This is a genomic window from Paraburkholderia translucens (assembly GCF_020881035.1).
Classification (GTDB): domain Bacteria; phylum Pseudomonadota; class Gammaproteobacteria; order Burkholderiales; family Burkholderiaceae; genus Paraburkholderia; species Paraburkholderia translucens.
In genome coordinates this window covers 1-16,925 of the sequence record NZ_JAJITC010000002.1, presented here as the reverse complement: position 1 = coordinate 16,925, position 16,925 = coordinate 1, and the positions used below count along the sequence as shown (strand labels likewise).

Genomic DNA, 16,925 nt, shown 5'->3' with positions numbered 1-16,925 from the left:
AGCCGGAGTTCAGATTGCGTCGCTTCGAACCGCCGCCCACTTGTCGCGTGCGGGGGGCTCGTAGCGTCGCAGCTTGCCGATCAGGGCGGCCGGATCGGCGTCGATCTGTAGCATGTCCAGATAGGTCTTGCTCATGAAGCCTTCGTCGACCGTATGCTGGAGCAGGCGGATCAGCGGTTCGTAGAAGCCGCCGATATTCAGAAGAGCGACCGGTTTGCCGTGGTACCCGAGCTGCGCCCACGTGAAGACCTCGAACAGCTCTTCGAGCGTGCCCGCGCCGCCCGGCATCGCGACAAACGCGTCGGACAACTCGGCCATCATCTTCTTGCGATGATGCATGTCGGGCACCACATGCAGCTCGGTCAGACCGTCATGGGCCACTTCCTTGCTGACGAGCAGCTCGGGAATCACGCCGATCGCGCGGCCGCCTTCGGACATCACGGTATCGGCGATCACGCCCATCAGCCCAACCTTGCCGCCGCCGTAGACGAGCGCGAGATCAGCCGCGACCAGCGCGCGTCCGAATGCGCGCGCCGCCTGCGCATAGAACGGCTGGGCTCCCATCGAGGAGCCGCAATACACACACACCGACTTCATGCTCAACTGTCCTTCGATTCGTTGCGAGGCGCGGCGCCTTCACGGGGCGGCAGGTAGTCATAGAACTCGCGCTTGGGCAGCTTGCCCGATACGAGGTCGTCGAACAGCTGCCGCGAGCGGCCGCGCAGGTACGGCGCCATCAGCGAGACGATCTGCACGCTCACCTGGTGCAGCTCCTCGCGGATCGCTTCCTGCTCGTTGTATTTGCGCGGATTCATCACGAACTGATACGACAGCCAGTAGGTGCCGATCACGCCGACGTTGGTCGCGATCACCTGGATTTCCTGCGGCGACGCGACCATTTCGCCGTCGGCGACGAGTTGCTCGCAAAATTGGCTCGCGAAGCGCACCTTGTGGCTGATGATCTGCTTGAAGTGCGTCTCGAGGGTGCGGTTGCGCGCGAGCAGGTCGTTCAGGTCGCGGTACAGGAAGCGGTAGCGCCACGTGAAATCGACCATGTACTGCAGGTACGACCACATTTCGTCGATGGTCGCGCGATGGTCGTCGGGGAAACGCAGACGCTTCTCGATCTCCTGCTCGAACTGGCTGAAGATGCTGTTGATGATGTCGTCTTTGTTGCGGAAGTGGTAGTACAGGTTGCCTGGACTGATTTCCATTTCCTCGGCGATCGTCGTCGTCGTGACGTTCGGCTCGCCGATTTCGTTGAACAGCTTCAACGACAGTTCGAGAATCCGTTCGCGCGTGCGGCGGGGAGGTTTGGCTTCCATGTCGTCCGGCCCTGGTTATGCCGGGCTGGGCGCGTGGCGGCGTGCCGCTGCTGCGTGTTCCACCCGGATGCGGTTGGTATATTGAGCGCGCCCGAACCCGCCGCCACGCGGCGGGCCCCGTGAAAGGGCAGGACGACGCCAGGCGGTGTTGCGAATACGCCGACGCTTTCCTGTCAGACCATCGAACGATTATAAACCGAGCGTTCTAATACCCGACCGCCTGCGCGGATTTTCATTCCATAAGACAAGGCACTGCGTGCGCCGATGCGGGCGCTGCAATCGGCATCGAATCTCAAAGCGAGGCGCGCACCCAGCCGACGACGAGCGGCCCGACGATCACACCCCATGTCATCACGCACATACCGAGCGCGACCATCACGGCCGCACTGCCAAGATCCTTTGCACGGCGCGACAACTCGTGACGTTCGAGCGAGATCCGGTCGATCGCCGCTTCGACGCTCGAATTGAGCAGCTCGACGATCAGAACGAGCAGCACCGAGCCGAGCAGCAGCACGCGCGACACGGGTTCGACGGGCACGACGAGGCCGCACGGAATCAGAATCGCGGCGAGCGTGAGCTCCTGACGAAACGCGCTTTCCTCGCGAATCGCGACGCGAAAGCCGGCGAGCGAGTTTTTCATCGCGTGCCACGCGCGCGTGAGACCGCGGTTGCCCTTGTAGGGGTTGAAGGGCAGCGGGGCGAGCGGGTCGTCGGGGCTGAGAGGTTCGGCGGGCGCGTCGCGGGGCGAGTCGTGGCTGGCGTTCTGCTGCGCGCCCCCGCAGACGTTCACGCCGCTGTTCGTCGCCTTGGCGTCTGTTACCCGGTGTACGGCATTCGCAGGCCCGGGCACGCCAGGCTCGCGCACCTCGTCGAACGGTTCGATGCTCGAGGCGTCGCGGGTGGATTCGACGGCGCGCAGCGCGCCGTTCGACGCGCCTTCCGCGCTGGATCGGCTGCTTCGCATGGATAGCTCCGGGCGCGCCGCATCACGCGGCGGCGCTTTCCTCGCGATACGTCGCGCCGCGCAGCGGCTTCAGGTGCGCCGCGAATTGCGCGGAGGCCGCCGCCCACGAGAAGCGCTCAGCCCATGCGCGCGCGTGCGATCGATCGATCTTCAGTGCATCGAGACAGGCTTCGCGCAGATCCTCGCGCATCGCACCGGCGCCGCCGTCGCCAAGCACGTCGATCGGACCCGTGACCGGATACGCGGCCACCGGTGTGCCGCACGCGAGCGCTTCGAGCAGCACGAGCCCGAACGTGTCGGTGCGGCTCGGAAACACGAAGACGTCGGCGGCCGCATAGACCTTTGCGAGTTCAGCCTGCGACAGCACACCCAGATAGTTGACCTGCGGATAGCGCGACTTCAGTTCGGCGAGCGCCGGGCCTTCGCCCGCGACCCACTTCGAGCCGGGCAAATCGAGCTGCAAGAATGCTTCGACGTTTTTCTCGACCGCGACGCGTCCGACGTAGAGGAAGATCGGCCGCGCGGTGTTGAGCACCTTCGAGTCCATTGGGCGGAAGATCTCCAGATCGACGCCGCGCGTCCACAGCACGACGTTCGTGAAGCCGAATTTTTCGAGGTCCAGCTTGACGACGGGCGTCGGCGCCATCACCGCGAGCGACGGCTTGTGGAACCAGTGTAGAAACTTGTAGGTTGCCGCGAGCGGGATGCGAAAGCGCGCCTGCACGTACTCGGGAAAGCGCGTGTGATACGCGGTCGTGAAAGGCAGCTTGTGCTCGAGAGCGTACGCGCGCGCGGCCATGCCGAGAGGCCCTTCGGTCGCGATGTGCAACGCGTCGGGCGCAAAGCGGTCGATGCGCTCGCGCAGCTTGCGGCGCGGCAGCAGCGACAGGCGTATCTCCGGATAGGTCGGGCACGGTATGGTGCGGAATTCGAGCGGTGTCAGCAGATCGACCTGATGGCCGAGCGCCACGAGTTCGCGCCGGGTGTTCTTCAGCGTGCGCACGACGCCGTTGACCTGCGGTTCCCAGGCGTCGGTGACGATCATGATTTTCATCGCTTTGTTCATCGCTGCGGGCCCTATGGAAGTGGAGGGGTGAGGCGTTCAGGCGGTGGCGCGGGCTTTCTGCGGGCCCGCCTGCGGCGCGCGCAGCGCGGTCCAGAAGATCACCTTGAGTTCGCCTTCATAGGTCTCGACGAGCGCCGACAGACTCTCCACCCAATCGCCGTCGTTGCAATAGAGCACGCCGTCGATCTCGCGCATCTCCGCCTTGTGGATGTGCCCGCAGACTACGCCGTCGCAGCCGCGGCGACGTGCTTCGTCGGTCATCACGTGTTCGAACGACGAGATGAAGTTGACCGCGTTCTTGACCTGATGCTTCAGGTATTGCGACAGCGACCAGTACGGGAAGCCGAGCTTGCTGCGGATGCGGTTGAACCAGCGGTTCAGCACGAGAATCATCGTGTATAGCGTGTCGCCGAGATAGGCGAGCCATTTCGCGTGCTGGATCACGCCGTCGAACAGGTCGCCGTGCACGATCCATAGCCGCTTGCCGGCGAGCGTCGTGTGGAACGCTTCGCCGCGCACGTGGATGTCGCCGAACGCGAGGTCGCAGAACTGACGCGCGGCTTCGTCGTGATTGCCGGGCACGTAGATGACCTGAGTGCCTTTGCGCGCCTTGCGCAGCACTTTCTGCACGACGTCGTTGTGGGCTTGAGGCCAGTACCAGCCCTTCTTCAGTTGCCAGCCGTCGATGATGTCGCCGACGAGGTACAGGTACTCCGATTCGTTGTGGCGCAGGAAGTCGAGCAGATAGCCCGCCTGGCAGCCGCTGGAACCGAGGTGGATGTCCGAGAGCCAGATCGTGCGATAGCGGTGCGGATCGGCGTGGCTGTCGTCGGGATGGTCGGCGTGGGCATCGAGCGCCGGCGTCGCCGGCAGCGGCAGGCCGTGATGAGTAGAACCCGGGGCGGGCCGGAACGTGACGGGGTCGACGCTCGGGCCGGTCTGACGAAACAGGGAAGTCGCGGACGTGTTGGGGTCCATGGCTCACGCGTCGAGTGGCGGTGCCCGTATTGGGCCGGGCGCGCGTGACCGGCGCGTGACAGTCATGAGAAGTTCTTATTACGGGGGGGCTGCCGGGGCCTTCTGTCGTTTTTCTCGCCAACCCCGCAACAAAACAGACATCATGCGCGCTCAGCGCACAACAGCCACGACGCGCGTCCCCGCCAGCCGATCATGCAAAAACCGCCGCTGGGAATCAAACCGACCGCTCGCGGCCCACAGCACGAACCAGACACCCGCGATAACAAGCGTCTGCGGCACCCGCAACCCCAGCATCGGATGCAACGCCAACGGCGGCAAGAACCACAGCCACGCGAGTACGTACCGCACAACTGCCCGTCCGACCGAAACCGGCGCGCCATCAGCGCCAACGATCCGCAACCTCCAGGTTTTCATCGGCAATGTCTGGCCGCCATGCGTCCAGAACCAGACAAAGTACACGCCAACCACGAGGCCGATCCACGCGGCCAGCAGGTTGTGATGCGTGAGCCCGTTGCGCTGCTGCGTCAGCGTGCTGAACAGGTAACCGGCGAGGAACACGATGCCGAACAGAATGACGGCTTCATAGAGCAGTGCCGCGAGCCGCCGCCGGACGGTGGGCGCCGTGGCGTCAGGCGTGGCGGCGGGTAAGGGCGGGGCGGCGAGCGGTTTGGACACGCAACGGGCTCGGGAGCGCAATCAGGAGCCGTGGAAGATCGCCGGCGCTTCGGCCGGGGACACCGGCACCGGCGTGGCCGGCACGAAGCTGCCCGCCTCCGGCACCGCGGGAGGCGAAGGCAGCGGGGCCGCGGCCGGCCCGGATGCGGCGGGCGCCGGGCTCGCTGCCGCCGCATCGCTGGCGCCGGCGGTATGCTCGCGCGCGTTCACGAGCCGGTCGATGCCCTTGATCTCCTTGCGAGCCGACGGCGGCGCGCTGACGACGCTAGGACGCCGCTTGCGTTCGCTCGCGGCAAGCCGCTCCTTGGTTTCTTCGGGCAACTGCTGGTACGCCTTCCAGGCGTTCTGACGCGTCTCGCGAGGCAGCTCCTTCGAAACCTGGTAGTTCTCGCGCGCGACGCGGCGCTGCTCTGGCGTCATGCGCACCCATTCGCTCATGCGCTCATGTAGCCGTTTTTGTGCATCCGGTGACATCTTCGCGTATCTCGACGCGATCCTGATCCATTTGCGCTTGCGTTCCTCGCTAAACGAATCCCACTGCGATTCGAACGGCGCCAGCGCGACATGCTCGGCGGCGCTCAGGCGCGACCACGCGAGCGGGCTGTTGCTGCCCGGCAGGCTGGGCAATTCGACGGACAGTGCGGGGGCGGGGGCATGCGCGCCGATGTTGGCGCCCGGCGACGGATTGCTCGCGACTGACGGTTGCGCATGAAAGCGCGGATACGTCGCGGCAAACGACACCAAAGCCGCGATCGTGCATCCGAAAACAACGGCCAGGCCGCGTTTGTAACTCACCCGAGGAATCTCCCGCTCAGTGGGCGCGCGATAGATACGCGTTGAAGCCGTGGTCGAGATAGGCATTGAGCGGCAAATCGTCGCTTAGCATTGCGGCATCGATATCGGCGAGTTCGGCGGTGCGCTGGTGGTCTTCCCAGTAAGCAATGCCGATCAGGCTCACGACCAGCGCGGCGAGCGGCCACGCGAGCGCGAGGCGGCGCAGCGGCGAGCGGCGCGGCTCGCGGCCTTCCTGCGGCAAGCCCGTCATCCCGGGCGGCACGCCCGCGACTGCGGGTACGAACACCGGTGCGCTGACGGCTTCGGGCTTCTTGCGCGACAGCGCTATGCGGCGAGCGGCGGCGAGCCGGTCGACGGTGGCCGGGGGAAGGCTGGCGGCGTTTTCGTCGAGCGCGCGGCGCAGTTGACGCGCAAACTCGAGTTCTGTGTTTTCGAGGGAGCTCATAGCGTAATTCCTTTCGCCTTGAGCGCTTGCGCCAGCGTGTGGGTGGCCCGGGAGCAGTGCGTTTTCACGCTGCCTTCGGAGCAACCCATTGCGGCGGCAGTCTCGGCGACATCCATATCCTCCCAATAACGCATGAGAAACGCCTCCCGTTGACGTGCCGGCAATTTCTGGACCTCGTCGTCGATCAGCTGCAGGACCTGCTCGCGTTCGAGCTTCTGTTCGTTGCTCTCGGCGCCGGCCGAACCCGCCTCGGCCTCGAAGGTCTCGAGCGGGTCGAATTCGTCGTCGTCGGCATTGCCGAGCGACGAAAACAGACTAACCCAGGTGTTGCGCACTTTCGCACGACGGAAATAGTCGTGCGTCGCATTCTGCAGAATACGCTGAAACAGCAGCGGCAGTTCGGCCGCCGGGCGGTCGCCGTATTTCTCGGCGAGCTTGATCATCGCGTCCTGCACGATGTCGAGGGACGCATCGTCGTCCCGCACGGCGTAGACCGTCTGCTTGAACGCGCGCCTTTCGACGCCCGCCAGAAAATCGGCGAGTTCCTTGTCTGATGCCATCCGTGTGGGGGTCGGCGCAGCAAGCGTGCGCGTAATCGTTCGAAAAAATGTCGTAAAACTCGCGGATGCTAACAAACTTTTGCTCCGCCAGGGGCGAAACGTGCGAGAGCTTGCATTTGCATGACAATCGACGATTCGACCGATCGCGCGTCCCGGCGCGCGATTGCACGGCAATATTTGCTTGACCGCGAACGCGGTAGCCGCTATCGTCGCAGGTTCGCAACATAAGTGACTTGTCTCAATTGAGGTGCAGCCCAAGAAGCTCACCGGTCAACTGGACGCGCCGCTTGAACCCGAGCCACAAGCCCGGCAGAGAGCACCCGATCAATTTTTTGCCGAAAATTCGAAAGGTCAACCAATGAATATGCCCAGCGCGGAATTCTCCACGTCGGATACGACTCCCCCTCACGAAGCAGACTCTATCGGCGCCACCGTGCTCATGAAGGCACTGGCCGACGAAGACGTCGAGTTCATCTGGGGCTATCCCGGCGGCTCGGTACTCTACATTTACGACGAGCTGTACAAGCAGGACAAATTCCAGCACGTCCTCGTTCGCCACGAGCAGGCCGCAGTCCACGCTGCCGACGCGTATGCGCGTTCTACCGGCAAGGTCGGTGTGTGTCTCGTCACTTCCGGCCCCGGCGTCACCAATGCGGTGACCGGCATCGCCACGGCGTACATGGATTCCATCCCGATGGTGGTGATCAGCGGCCAGGTGCCGACTGCCGCGATCGGCCAGGATGCGTTCCAGGAATGCGACACGGTCGGCATTACGCGTCCCTGCGTGAAGCACAACTTCCTCGTGAAGGACGTGCGCGATCTCGCCGCCACCGTCAAGAAAGCTTTCTACATTGCCCGAACCGGCCGTCCGGGCCCGGTGCTGATCGACATCCCCAAGGATGTGTCGAAGGCGCCCTGCCAATACGAGCCGATCAGGAGCGTGTCGCTGCGTTCGTACAACCCGGTCACGAAGGGCCATTCCGGTCAGATCCGCAAGGCGGTATCGCTGCTCCTGTCGGCGAAGCGCCCGTATATCTACACCGGCGGCGGCATCGTGCTCGCCGATGCGTCGCGTGAGCTGAACCAGTTCGCCGATCTGCTTGGCTACCCCGTCACTAATACGTTGATGGGTCTCGGCGGATATCGCTCGAGCGACCGGAAATTCCTCGGCATGCTCGGCATGCACGGCACGTACGAAGCCAACATGGCGATGCAGCACTGCGACGTGCTGATCGCGATCGGCGCGCGCTTCGACGACCGCGTGATCGGCGATCCGAATCACTTCGCGTCGCGGCCGCGCAAGATCATCCACATCGACATTGATCCTTCTTCCATTTCCAAGCGCGTCAAGGTCGACATTCCGATCGTCGGCGACGTTAAGGAAGTGCTGAAGGAACTGATCGAGCAGTTGCAGACGGCCGAGCATGGGCCGGACACCGCGGCCCTCGCCGACTGGTGGAAGGACATCGAAGGCTGGCGCGCGAAGGATTGCCTCAAGTTCGACCGTAAGAGCGACATCATCAAGCCGCAGTACGTGGTCGAAAAGGCGTGGGAGTTGACCGACGGCAACGCGTTCGTGTGCTCCGACGTCGGCCAGCACCAGATGTGGGCCGCGCAGTTCTACAAGTTCAACAAGCCGCGTCGCTGGATCAACTCTGGCGGCCTCGGCACGATGGGCTTCGGCTTGCCGGCCGCGATGGGCGTGAAGATGGCCCACCCGGACGACGACGTGTTGTGCATCACCGGTGAAGGTTCAATCCAGATGTGCATCCAGGAGCTGTCGACCTGCAAGCAGTACGATCTGCCGATCAAGATTCTTTCGCTGAACAACCGCTATCTGGGCATGGTGCGCCAGTGGCAGCAGATCGAATACAGCAAGCGCTATTCGCATTCGTACATGGATGCGCTGCCGGACTTCGTGAAGCTCGCCGAAGCGTACGGTCACGTAGGCATGCGCGTCGAGCGCACCGCCGACGTCGAGCCGGCGCTGAAGGAAGCGCTGCGCCTGAAGGATCGCACGGTGTTTCTCGACTTCCAGACCGACCCGACCGAAAACGTCTGGCCGATGGTTCAGGCCGGCAAGGGCATCACCGAGATGCTCATGGGTTCGGAAGATCTTTAACGACGGAGCGTTTGGATAAACCCAGCGCCGGCTTCGCGATGCGCGCCTCCACAAAGGGCGAGGTCACACGAAGCGGCGCCGCTCCGCTCGCAGACATCGACACAACATCTGGAAGAAGCGAAACATGAGACACATCATTTCCGTCCTGCTGGAAAATGAACCGGGCGCGCTGTCGCGCGTGGTGGGTCTTTTCTCCGCACGCGGCTACAACATTGAAACCTTGACGGTGGCTCCGACCGAAGACCGTTCGCTGTCGCGCATGACCATCGTCTCCGTTGGCTCGGACGACGTGATCGAACAGATCACGAAGCATCTGAACCGCCTGATCGAGGTGGTGAAAGTGGTCGACCTTACCGAGGGCGCCCATATCGAACGCGAGCTGATGCTGATCAAGGTGAGGGCGGTCGGCAAGGAACGTGAAGAGATGAAGCGGATGTCGGACATTTTCCGCGGCCGCATCATCGACGTCACCGAAAAGACCTACACGATCGAACTGACGGGGGCGAGCGACAAGCTCGACGCCTTCATCGAGGGGCTCGATTCCACGGCGATTCTCGAGACGGTCCGCACGGGCAGTTCGGGCATCGGTCGCGGCGAGCGCATCCTGAAGGTCTGACGTCACGATCGCAAGGCCGGGTAACGGGATTTCGCCCGGCTGACAACACCAACATACGCAGTACCTGAATTCTCTGAATCATCGAATCTAGCCAAGGAACCGACATGAAAGTTTTCTACGATAAGGACGCCGATCTCTCCCTCATCAAGGGCAAGCAGGTCACCATCATCGGCTATGGCTCGCAAGGCCATGCGCACGCGCTGAACCTGAAGGAAAGCGGCGTGAACATCACGGTCGGTCTGCGCAAGGGCGGCGCATCGTGGAGCAAGGCCGAGAACGCCGGCCTGCAAGTGAAGGAAGTCGCGGAAGCGGTGAAGGGCGCGGACGTCGTCATGATGCTGCTGCCCGACGAGCAGATCGCCGACGTGTACGCGAAGGAAGTCCACGCGAACATCAAGCAGGGCGCAGCGCTTGCGTTCGCGCACGGCTTCAACGTTCACTACGGCCAGGTGATTCCGCGCGCCGACCTCGACGTGATCATGATCGCGCCGAAGGCGCCGGGCCACACGGTTCGCGGCACCTACTCGCAAGGCGGCGGCGTGCCGCACCTGATCGCGGTTGCGCAGGACAAGTCGGGCGCGGCGCGCGACATCGCGCTGTCGTACGCAGCAGCGAACGGCGGCGGCCGTGCTGGCATCATCGAAACGAACTTCCGCGAAGAAACCGAGACCGACCTGTTCGGTGAGCAGGCTGTGCTGTGCGGCGGTACCGTCGATCTGATCAAGGCCGGCTTCGAAACGCTGGTCGAAGCGGGTTACGCGCCCGAAATGGCGTACTTCGAGTGCCTGCACGAACTGAAGCTGATCGTCGACCTGATTTACGAAGGCGGCATCGCGAACATGAACTACTCGATCTCGAACAACGCCGAGTACGGCGAGTACGTGACGGGTCCGCGCATCGTGACCGCTGAAACGAAGAAGGCGATGAAGGCCGTGCTGACCGACATCCAGACCGGCGAGTACGCGAAGAGCTTCATTATCGAGAACAAGGCCGGCGCACCGACGCTGCAATCGCGTCGCCGTCTGACGGCCGAGCACCAGATCGAACAGGTCGGTTCGAAGCTGCGCGCGATGATGCCGTGGATCGCGAAGAACAAGCTCGTCGACCAGTCGAAGAACTAAACGTCCCGACGCCACGAGGTCCGGCGCGGCGCTTCGGCGCGGCGGCCGGACCAGTCAAAAAGCCGTCCAAGGGTGCTGAACCCTGGGCGGCTTTTGCTATCCTACGGTTTTACAAAAATACAGAAGCCACCCATGAATTACCCTCATCCGATCATCGCGCGAGAAGGCTGGCCGTTCATCGCCATCGCGGCCGTCGTTGCACTACTGGTTCACGCCTTCGCGGGGTTTGGTATTGCGTGGCTCTTCTGGCTCATCCTGATCTTCATCGTGCAGTTTTTCCGCGACCCGGCCCGTCCGATTCCGACGCAGGCCAATGCGGTGCTGTGTCCCGCGGACGGTCGCATCGTCGCGGTCGAAACAGCGCACGATCCTTATGCGAATCGCGAAGCGCTGAAGATCAGCGTGTTCATGAATGTGTTCAACGTGCACTCGCAGCGCTCGCCGGTCGATGGCGCGGTCTCGAAGGTCGAGTATTTCCCCGGCGCATATCTGAACGCGGCGGTCGATAAAGCTTCGCTCGAAAACGAGCGCAATGCGGTCGTGATCGAAATGGCCGGCGGCCAGACGGTCACGTCGGTGCAGATCGCGGGGCTGATCGCGCGGCGTATTCTTTGCTACGTCCGCGCGGGTGAGCCGCTGACCCGCGGCCAGCGTTACGGATTCATCCGCTTCGGTTCGCGCGTCGACGTGTATCTGCCGGTGGGCAGCCGTCCGCGTGTGTCGATCGGCGAGAAGGTAGCGGCGTCGTCCACGATCCTCGCCGAGCTGTAAAGCGGCATACAGGAGGTTGTCCGAATGGCCGCATTCAAACCGCGTCGACCTCGCAGCAGCGGACCGCTGCCGCGTCCGTTTCGCCGCAACAAGCCGCCCGTGGTCACGGAGTCGCCGGTCGCCGACAGCCGGCGCGCGCAACGTCAGCAGTTCCTCAGAAAACGCGGCATCTATCTGCTGCCGAATGCGTTCACCACGGCCGCGTTGTTCTGCGGCTTCTTCGCCGTCGTGCAGGCAATGAACGTGCGTTTCGAGATCGCGGCGATCGCAATCTTCGTCGCGATGGTGCTCGATGGCATGGACGGCCGCGTCGCGCGCATGACGCATACCCAAAGCGCGTTCGGCGAGCAGTTCGACAGTTTGTCGGACATGGTGTCGTTCGGCGTCGCGCCTGCGCTCGTGATGTACGAGTGGATCCTGAAGGATCTCGGCCGGTGGGGCTGGCTCGCGGCGTTCGTCTATTGCGCGGGCGCGGCGCTGCGGCTCGCGCGCTTCAATACCAACATCGGCGTGGTCGACAAGCGTTTCTTCCAGGGCATGCCGAGCCCGGCCGCAGCGGCTCTGATCGCCGGTTTCGTGTGGCTCGCCACCGACAACCGCGTGCCGCTCAAGCTCGTGTGGCTGCCGTGGGTCGCATTCGTTCTCACCATCTATGCGGGCGTGACGATGGTGTCGAACGCGCCGTTCTATAGCGGCAAGGCGCTCGACGTGCGTCATCGCGTGCCGTTCGGCGTGATCCTGCTGGTGGTGGTCGCGTTCGTGCTCGTGTCGTCCGATCCGCCGTTGATGCTGTTCGGTCTGTTCGTGTTGTACGGTCTTTCCGGCTACGTGTTCTGGGCATACCAGGCGATGCGCGGCAAGGCCAATCCGGCGCGCTCGATGTCGCACGACCGGTGATGCATCAAGCCGCGCCATATCGCGGCGGCGTGCGAAAAACGGCGGCCCACGGGCTGCCGTTTTTCATCGGGTTGTCGCATTATCGCGTCGCATCGGACTGCGCTGCAGCCCGCCCGGGCGCGCATTGCGCGGTAACGGGAATGCCGCTATAGTCGTCGGATAAGTGCGTGGGCGTGGCCGATCATGGCTGGTTGCCCAGACTGTTCGCTGCGCCGCGCCACCACGTCTCATTCACGCCTTTATGCGTTTTTGCGTTCCGTCAGCTCCGGCCGCGATCATCGCGATCGCCCCACCTCGCCAGCGGCGGCGCCCATCGTCCCATTCCAAAATCAATTCCCACATCTGAACGACTCCGAGGAGGCCCGACATGTCCGACAAACTGATCATTTTCGACACCACGCTGCGTGACGGCGAGCAATCGCCAGGCGCTTCGATGACGAAGGAAGAGAAGATCCGCATCGCGAAGCAGCTCGAGCGGATGAAAGTCGACGTGATCGAGGCGGGTTTCGCTGCGAGTTCGAACGGCGACTTCGACGCGATCCATACGATTGCGGGCCTCGTGAAGGACAGCACGGTCTGTTCGCTTGCGCGCGCGAACGACAAGGACATCCAGCGTGCCGCCGACGCGCTGAAGCCGGCGGATCACTTCCGCATCCACACGTTTATCGCGACGTCGCCGCTGCACATGGAGAAGAAGCTGCGCATGACGCCCGAGCAGGTGTTCGAGCAGGCGAAACTCGCGGTGCGATTTGCGCGCAAGTTCACTGACGACGTCGAATTTTCTCCCGAAGACGGCAGCCGCTCGGACATGGACTTTCTGTGCCGTGTGCTCGAAGCGGTGATTGCCGAAGGCGCGACCACCATCAACATCGCGGACACGGTCGGCTACGGCGTGCCGGAGCTCTACGGCCAGCTCGTCAAGACATTGCGCGAGCGCATTCCGAACGCGCACAAGGCGGTGTTCTCCGTGCATTGCCACAATGACCTCGGCATGGCGGTCGCGAATTCGCTGGCCGGCGTGCAGCTTGGCGGCGCGCGCCAGGTCGAATGCACGATCAACGGTCTCGGCGAGCGCGCGGGCAATACGTCGCTCGAGGAAATCGTGATGGCGGTGAAGACCCGCAAGGATTACTTCGGACTCGACGTCGGCCTCGATACGACGCAGATCGTGCCGACCTCGAAGCTCGTGTCGCAGATCACCGGCTTCGTCGTGCAGCCTAATAAGGCCGTGGTCGGTGCGAACGCGTTCGCGCACGCGTCGGGCATCCATCAGGACGGCGTGCTGAAGGCGCGCGACACCTACGAGATCATGCGCGCCGAAGACGTGGGTTGGACCGCGAACAAGATCGTGCTCGGCAAGCTGTCGGGCCGCAATGCGTTCAAGCAGCGCCTGCAGGAACTCGGCATCGCGCTCGATAGCGAATCCGAATTGAACACCGCGTTCGCGCGTTTCAAGGAGCTTGCCGATCGCAAGGCGGAGATTTTCGACGAAGACATCATCGCGATCGTCAACGAGGAATCGGCGGAGGCGCACGAGAAGGAGCACTACAAGTTCCTGTCGATGTCGCAGCATTCGGAAACCGGTGAGCAGCCGCACGCGAAGGTCGTGTTCGCGGTCGAGGGCAAGGAGTTTACCGGCGAAGCGCACGGAAACGGCCCGGTCGACGCGACGCTCAACGCGATCGAAACGGAAGTGGGCAGCGGCTCCGAGCTGCTGCTGTACTCGGTCAACGCGATCACGACCGGCACGCAGGCGCAGGGCGAAGTGACCGTGCGGCTGTCGAAGGCCGGGCGCATCGTCAATGGCGTGGGCACCGATCCGGATATCGTCGCGGCATCCGCGAAGGCGTATTTCTCGGCGCTCAACAAGCTGTATTCGAATGCAGACAAGTTGAATCCGCAGCGCTCGGAGTAACGCCAGAACGGCGCGCCGGTGGCGCGCCATCTCGAACGTAAGTCGAAGGAGAAGCCCCGTGATGCTCTGCACACGGGGCTTTTTTCCGCCACCGTCGCGTACGTCCTGCGACGCGATTCTCCGGAACTACTCCGCCGCCGTGCGCCGCAGTGACCAGCCGCGCGTTGCGCGCGCCTGCTCGCGGACCTGATATCTGACGTCGACGGTGATTCCGCGGCGGGGAGCATCCGCGACGAACGTGCTCAGCAGCTCGCGCACGTCGTGATCGACGAAATCGGCGCGCGTCGCGTCGACGATGACGGTGGCGCCATCCTGAATCTGTTGCAGATAGTGCTTGAGCGGCACCTTGCCCAGAAACGATACGTCCTTGCGAAACGACAGCAGGTAGTGATCGCCATGCTGCGCGAGCACGATCGGGCCGCGCAGGTTCGCGTACAGCGCGAACAGCATGCTGCAGAGTATGCCGAGCACGATGCCGATCAGCAGATCGGTGACGAGCACACCGACGAGTGTGACGACAAACGGTGCGAACGGCGCGAATCCCTGCCGCGCGAGTCCGGTGAACAACGACGGCTTCGCGAGTTTGAACCCGGTGAAGATCAGGATCGCCGCAAGGCAGGCGAGCGGGATCAGATTGATGACGCTCGTGAGCGCGAGCACGCTGACGAGCAGCAATACGCCATGAACGATTGCCGAGAGCCGGCTTTTTGCGCCGGCATGCACGTTCGCGGAACTGCGCACGATGACGGAAGTGATGGGCAGGCCGCCGATTACACCCGCGATCAGATTACCCACGCCTTGCGCCTTGAGTTCGCGGTCGGGCGGCGCGCGGCGACGTTCCGGGTCGATCTGCTCGACCGCTTCGAGGCTCAGTAGCGTTTCGAGACTCGCAACGATGGCGATCGTGATCGCAACGCGCCATATGTCGGGATTGACGAGCTGGGCGAACTGCGGTCCAAAGTCGGCCGACTCGAGCGTGGACAGCAGTGCGCCGAAAGATTCGAGCGACGGCAACGCGACCCGTCGTTCGGCGGGCGGTGCCAGCGACGGCGCGACGAGATCCAGCGCGAGCGTCGCGCCGATGCCGAGCAGGACGACCGCGAGCGGCGCGGGCATGATGCGCACGACAGCGAAGCGGCGCAGTGCGCGTGTTTCCCAGCCGGCGAGGATTGCGAGCGACAGCAGCGTGATCAGAACGGCGGTCGGCGCGATCGCCCCGGGCGGCGTTGCGGCTGCCGCTGCCGACTTGACGGCGGCATTCGCCTCGACCAGACCTAGCGCAACGGGAACCTGCTTCAGGATCAGCAGCACGCCGATGGCCGCGAGCATTCCCTTGATAACCGGGGACGGCACGTAGGCGGCGAACCGGCCGGCCTTGAGCATGCCGAAGCCGAACTGGATGATGCCCGATAGCAGTACGGCCACCAGGAAAGCGGAAAAGCCGCCCAGCCGCGCGATGCCGTCGACGACGATCACGACGAGCCCCGCGGCCGGGCCGCTTACGCTCAGGCGCGAGCCGCTCAGCGCGGCCACCACGAGCCCGCCGATGATGCCCGACAGGAGCCCCGCGATCGGCTCGACGCCCGATGCGTGGGCAATGCCGAGACAAAGCGGTAGGGCCACCAGAAAAACGGCCGTTCCGGCGAGCACATCGCGCTGGAGCGTGGAGAAAGAGGTTTGAGTGTTCATGGTGTCGAAGAGCGAGAGGTAGGACGACGGGCGAGGTGCTTCGCTAGGCCGCGCTGTGCGCTGCGGTCGTGCAGGTCATCGCGTCGTCGGCGGTATAGCCGGAGGCGAGCACCTTGATGCGCCCGTCGTCGAGCGCAAAGATCCAGCCGTGCACGAGCGGAGCAGGGGCAGCCTCGCGGACGATCGGGCTCGCGCGTAGTTGCCGCACCTGTTCGAGGACGTTCAGTTCGGCGAAACGGTTGACGCGCTCGGACTCGGTCGCGGCGCCGTCCAGTCGCGCGCGATGCGTATTCGCGAGTGTGCAGAGCGGCGCGATACGCCGGTTCACGTGGGGCAGCGCGGGATCTGGCGGTAGCAGTGCGGCGCGTACGCCGCCGCAGCCGTAGTGGCCGCAGACGATCACATGGCCGACCTTGAGCACGCGCACCGCGTATTCGAGGACGCTCGCGACGTTGTCGTCGTCGGGCTGAAACAGATTGGCGATGTTGCGATGGACGAACAGATCGCCGGGCTCGCAATGCGTGATCGTTTCGGCGGGCACCCGGCTGTCCGAGCAGCCGATCCACAGAACGTGCGGATTCTGTCCGCGCATGAGTTCGCGAAAAAATGCCGGATTGAGCGTCGCGGTTTCATGTGCCCAAGCGACGTTGGCAACGAGCAGATGTTTGGGGCCATTCATCGTGGCAGCTCCGTAAAAGAGACAGTTGACCTGGTACCGGACCGCGACAGCGGCCGCGCGACTGATCGCGAGCCGGTACCGGAACGGTGTTTACAATAACCTTTCTGCCGAGAAAAAGTTGAAGCGGGCAGGATAAAATTTGTTCTTATGCGCAAAAAATAAAAAAGCCACCTATCGAAGGTGGCTCAGACTGCTGACAAAGTACCCCCAAAGCCTGGCCACGCGCCGGGCTTTGTCGTTTAATGGGCGTCATGCTCAAGAAACCAACACCGATGCAGCACGAACTCGAGATGGTCACGCTCGAGGA

The 16,925-nt window shown here is 63.6% G+C and carries 17 protein-coding genes; 6 read left to right on the top strand and 11 right to left on the bottom strand.

All coding sequences use genetic code 11. The annotated features are described in order from the left end of the window. Nucleotides 1–9: 9 nt before the first annotated feature. The 9 genes from LJ655_RS03300 to LJ655_RS03260 all read right to left on the bottom strand — a co-directional run bounded on the left by LJ655_RS03300 (nucleotide 10) and on the right by LJ655_RS03260 (nucleotide 6,808). On the bottom strand, nucleotides 10–597 hold the full coding sequence (locus LJ655_RS03300) for an LOG family protein (protein WP_230559839.1): 588 nt from the start codon (nucleotides 595–597) through the stop codon (nucleotides 10–12). Nucleotides 598–599: 2 nt separating this feature from the next. After that, complete coding sequence (locus tag LJ655_RS03295; protein WP_230559838.1) at nucleotides 600–1,325, bottom strand: TetR/AcrR family transcriptional regulator; 726 nt, start codon at nucleotides 1,323–1,325, stop codon at nucleotides 600–602. A gap of 292 nt (nucleotides 1,326–1,617) precedes the next feature. Next, entirely contained in the window at nucleotides 1,618–2,289 is a 672-nt protein-coding gene (locus LJ655_RS03290) for a diacylglycerol kinase (RefSeq protein WP_230559837.1), read from the bottom strand. Between the two features lie 22 nt (nucleotides 2,290–2,311). After that, nucleotides 2,312–3,343 carry a glycosyltransferase family 4 protein gene (locus tag LJ655_RS03285; RefSeq protein ID WP_230559836.1) on the bottom strand — a complete coding sequence of 344 codons (1,032 nt, stop codon included), beginning with the start codon at nucleotides 3,341–3,343 and terminating at the stop codon, nucleotides 2,312–2,314. A 48-nt stretch (nucleotides 3,344–3,391) separates the two neighbouring features. Further along, nucleotides 3,392–4,333 (bottom strand): UDP-2,3-diacylglucosamine diphosphatase, encoded by a 942-nt coding sequence (locus LJ655_RS03280; RefSeq protein ID WP_230559835.1) that lies wholly within the window; start codon nucleotides 4,331–4,333, stop codon nucleotides 3,392–3,394. Nucleotides 4,334–4,483: 150 nt separating this feature from the next. Next, entirely contained in the window at nucleotides 4,484–5,008 is a 525-nt protein-coding gene (locus LJ655_RS03275; RefSeq protein WP_230559834.1) for an RDD family protein, read from the bottom strand. A 21-nt stretch (nucleotides 5,009–5,029) separates the two neighbouring features. Next, nucleotides 5,030–5,803, bottom strand: coding sequence for a DUF3106 domain-containing protein (locus tag LJ655_RS03270; protein ID WP_230559833.1), 774 nt, complete (start codon nucleotides 5,801–5,803; stop codon nucleotides 5,030–5,032). Between the two features lie 16 nt (nucleotides 5,804–5,819). Beyond that, on the bottom strand, nucleotides 5,820–6,248 hold the full coding sequence (locus tag LJ655_RS03265; protein ID WP_230559832.1) for a DUF3619 family protein: 429 nt from the start codon (nucleotides 6,246–6,248) through the stop codon (nucleotides 5,820–5,822). After that, entirely contained in the window at nucleotides 6,245–6,808 is a 564-nt protein-coding gene (locus tag LJ655_RS03260) for an RNA polymerase sigma factor (protein ID WP_230560254.1), read from the bottom strand. Before LJ655_RS03260 ends, LJ655_RS03265 begins: the two co-directional genes overlap by 4 nt. Before the next feature lie 358 nt (nucleotides 6,809–7,166). Here LJ655_RS03260 and LJ655_RS03255 point away from each other — a divergent pair, with 358 nt between their 5' ends. From LJ655_RS03255 to LJ655_RS03230, 6 genes are all read left to right on the top strand, one after another. After that, nucleotides 7,167–8,930 carry an acetolactate synthase 3 catalytic subunit gene (locus LJ655_RS03255; protein ID WP_230559831.1) on the top strand — a complete coding sequence of 588 codons (1,764 nt, stop codon included), beginning with the start codon at nucleotides 7,167–7,169 and terminating at the stop codon, nucleotides 8,928–8,930. Between the two features lie 124 nt (nucleotides 8,931–9,054). Continuing rightward, nucleotides 9,055–9,546, top strand: coding sequence for an acetolactate synthase small subunit (gene ilvN / locus LJ655_RS03250; protein WP_008920618.1), 492 nt, complete (start codon nucleotides 9,055–9,057; stop codon nucleotides 9,544–9,546). Nucleotides 9,547–9,650: 104 nt separating this feature from the next. Continuing rightward, a complete protein-coding gene (ilvC, locus tag LJ655_RS03245; RefSeq protein WP_008920617.1) occupies nucleotides 9,651–10,667 on the top strand; it encodes a ketol-acid reductoisomerase in 1,017 nt (338 codons plus the stop codon). Nucleotides 10,668–10,799: 132 nt separating this feature from the next. Continuing rightward, nucleotides 10,800–11,438 (top strand): phosphatidylserine decarboxylase, encoded by a 639-nt coding sequence (locus LJ655_RS03240; RefSeq protein WP_230559830.1) that lies wholly within the window; start codon nucleotides 10,800–10,802, stop codon nucleotides 11,436–11,438. A 24-nt stretch (nucleotides 11,439–11,462) separates the two neighbouring features. After that, the gene (gene pssA / locus LJ655_RS03235) at nucleotides 11,463–12,335 is read left to right on the top strand and encodes a CDP-diacylglycerol--serine O-phosphatidyltransferase (RefSeq protein WP_230559829.1); all 873 of its coding nucleotides are present in this window, start codon (nucleotides 11,463–11,465) and stop codon (nucleotides 12,333–12,335) included. A gap of 367 nt (nucleotides 12,336–12,702) precedes the next feature. Further along, complete coding sequence (locus LJ655_RS03230) at nucleotides 12,703–14,250, top strand: 2-isopropylmalate synthase (RefSeq protein WP_230559828.1); 1,548 nt, start codon at nucleotides 12,703–12,705, stop codon at nucleotides 14,248–14,250. 126 nt (nucleotides 14,251–14,376) lie between these two features. Here LJ655_RS03230 and LJ655_RS03225 read toward each other — a convergent pair whose 3' ends face one another. Together LJ655_RS03225 and LJ655_RS03220 are read right to left on the bottom strand one after the other, a co-directional pair. After that, nucleotides 14,377–15,939, bottom strand: a complete 1,563-nt coding sequence (locus LJ655_RS03225; protein ID WP_230559827.1) for a SulP family inorganic anion transporter — start codon at nucleotides 15,937–15,939, stop codon at nucleotides 14,377–14,379. 43 nt (nucleotides 15,940–15,982) lie between these two features. Further along, complete coding sequence (locus LJ655_RS03220) at nucleotides 15,983–16,618, bottom strand: carbonic anhydrase (RefSeq protein ID WP_230559826.1); 636 nt, start codon at nucleotides 16,616–16,618, stop codon at nucleotides 15,983–15,985. Nucleotides 16,619–16,925 lie beyond the last annotated feature (307 nt).

Excerpts from the sequence above, each read along its gene's own strand:
- ilvC (WP_008920617.1), top strand. The coding sequence starts at position 9,651 with ATGAAAGTTTTCTACGATAAGGACGCCGATCTCTCCCTCATCAAGGGC.
- LJ655_RS03240 (WP_230559830.1), top strand. The coding sequence starts at position 10,800 with ATGAATTACCCTCATCCGATCATCGCGCGAGAAGGCTGGCCGTTCATC.
- LJ655_RS03220 (WP_230559826.1), bottom strand. The coding sequence starts at position 16,618 with ATGAATGGCCCCAAACATCTGCTCGTTGCCAACGTCGCTTGGGCACAT.
- LJ655_RS03280 (WP_230559835.1), bottom strand. The coding sequence starts at position 4,333 with ATGGACCCCAACACGTCCGCGACTTCCCTGTTTCGTCAGACCGGCCCG.
- pssA (WP_230559829.1), top strand. The coding sequence starts at position 11,463 with ATGGCCGCATTCAAACCGCGTCGACCTCGCAGCAGCGGACCGCTGCCG.
- LJ655_RS03285 (WP_230559836.1), bottom strand. The coding sequence starts at position 3,343 with ATGAAAATCATGATCGTCACCGACGCCTGGGAACCGCAGGTCAACGGC.
- LJ655_RS03260 (WP_230560254.1), bottom strand. The coding sequence starts at position 6,808 with ATGGCATCAGACAAGGAACTCGCCGATTTTCTGGCGGGCGTCGAAAGG.
- ilvN (WP_008920618.1), top strand. The coding sequence starts at position 9,055 with ATGAGACACATCATTTCCGTCCTGCTGGAAAATGAACCGGGCGCGCTG.
- LJ655_RS03230 (WP_230559828.1), top strand. The coding sequence starts at position 12,703 with ATGTCCGACAAACTGATCATTTTCGACACCACGCTGCGTGACGGCGAG.
- LJ655_RS03255 (WP_230559831.1), top strand. The coding sequence starts at position 7,167 with ATGAATATGCCCAGCGCGGAATTCTCCACGTCGGATACGACTCCCCCT.
- LJ655_RS03300 (WP_230559839.1), bottom strand. The coding sequence starts at position 597 with ATGAAGTCGGTGTGTGTGTATTGCGGCTCCTCGATGGGAGCCCAGCCG.
- LJ655_RS03290 (WP_230559837.1), bottom strand. The coding sequence starts at position 2,289 with ATGCGAAGCAGCCGATCCAGCGCGGAAGGCGCGTCGAACGGCGCGCTG.
- LJ655_RS03265 (WP_230559832.1), bottom strand. The coding sequence starts at position 6,248 with ATGAGCTCCCTCGAAAACACAGAACTCGAGTTTGCGCGTCAACTGCGC.
- LJ655_RS03225 (WP_230559827.1), bottom strand. The coding sequence starts at position 15,939 with ATGAACACTCAAACCTCTTTCTCCACGCTCCAGCGCGATGTGCTCGCC.
- LJ655_RS03295 (WP_230559838.1), bottom strand. The coding sequence starts at position 1,325 with ATGGAAGCCAAACCTCCCCGCCGCACGCGCGAACGGATTCTCGAACTG.